This is a genomic window from Butyrivibrio sp. ob235, assembly GCF_900109475.1.
Classification (GTDB): domain Bacteria; phylum Bacillota; class Clostridia; order Lachnospirales; family Lachnospiraceae; genus Butyrivibrio.
This window is the reverse complement of the sequence record NZ_FOBE01000083.1, coordinates 1-1,039: the sequence shown is the minus strand read 5'-3', so window position 1 is coordinate 1,039 and position 1,039 is coordinate 1. Positions and strand designations below refer to the sequence as shown.

Sequence of the window (1,039 nt, the reverse complement as noted above, 5' to 3'; positions counted from 1 at the left end):
GTATTTCCAGATTTTACGACCTTTCTTAACAGTACCATCCTCATTATAATTTTGCGGGTTGGTTGCCCTTCTTGACCTGTCCATGGCACGATAGATCAGACGCTCTTTTCTTTCGGATGTCTGTATGCTGTCACCACGTTCAGAAAGGTTCTTTAGACCAACCTCAGTATCAGATGTATAGGCAACTGTCTGTGTGCCAATATCAGCACCTATCATACCTTTGCCATACTTATGGCGTGGATTGCCGTACTTATCATACTTAGGTTTTGCTTTGCCTTCAATAGTCAGATGCAGGTATACCCTGTATTTACCTCTTATCATTTTGGGGACGAGAGTTGCATAGCATGGTCTGTATGTATCTATACAATAAGCATCCTCAAGTAAAGTATCTACAGCCTTTTTATCCATTATTTCTGGCTCGTTAAGATACGACAGAACGGCATTTACTTCATCCATTTGGAATCTATCGGCTATCTGTATCCCGAAAGCTTTCTTTCCAAGTTTGAATTGTAATCTGTTATCCTTTACAGAAATGGGTATACCACGGCTTATCTGCTTTGCCCGGATACATGGCAGCTCCCCAAATTTTGAGAAATGTATGGTCTTACCACTACCATAGAGACATTTCTCCATACCGCGCCATACATCTTCAGCTTTGGTTAAGGCAAATATAGCATCTATCCCATACTTTTTGCCTATTGGAATCATTGATTTTCTACAACAATCCCATGTGACATTATAGGATTTCTGCATTTCATTAAGCTGATTGGCAAGTATCTTACGTTTAGCCATGTTTTCCGTACTACCATACAAAGAAAGCAGTTTGCGGTATCTTTTTGTACGCATGAGCTGGTCATGGTTCCTTCTCATAAGACCAACAAGTTCATTGCCCGCTTTGCGTATCTTATCAGAAAGAGCCACGACTTTAAGCACATCGGAATAAGGCATATCAGTTTCGGCGACTATAATATGCCTGTCAGAAAGCTTATGGAATTTCTTTAATATCCTCCCGTATTCATAATCAATCATGCCTTTTTTG

Annotated in this window: 1 pseudogene; it reads right to left on the bottom strand. The window is 40.1% G+C overall.

What is annotated here, in order from left to right:
- A pseudogene (locus BMW61_RS21530) lies at positions 1-1,029 on the bottom strand (hypothetical protein); the annotation flags it as partial.
- Positions 1,030-1,039 lie beyond the last annotated feature (10 nt).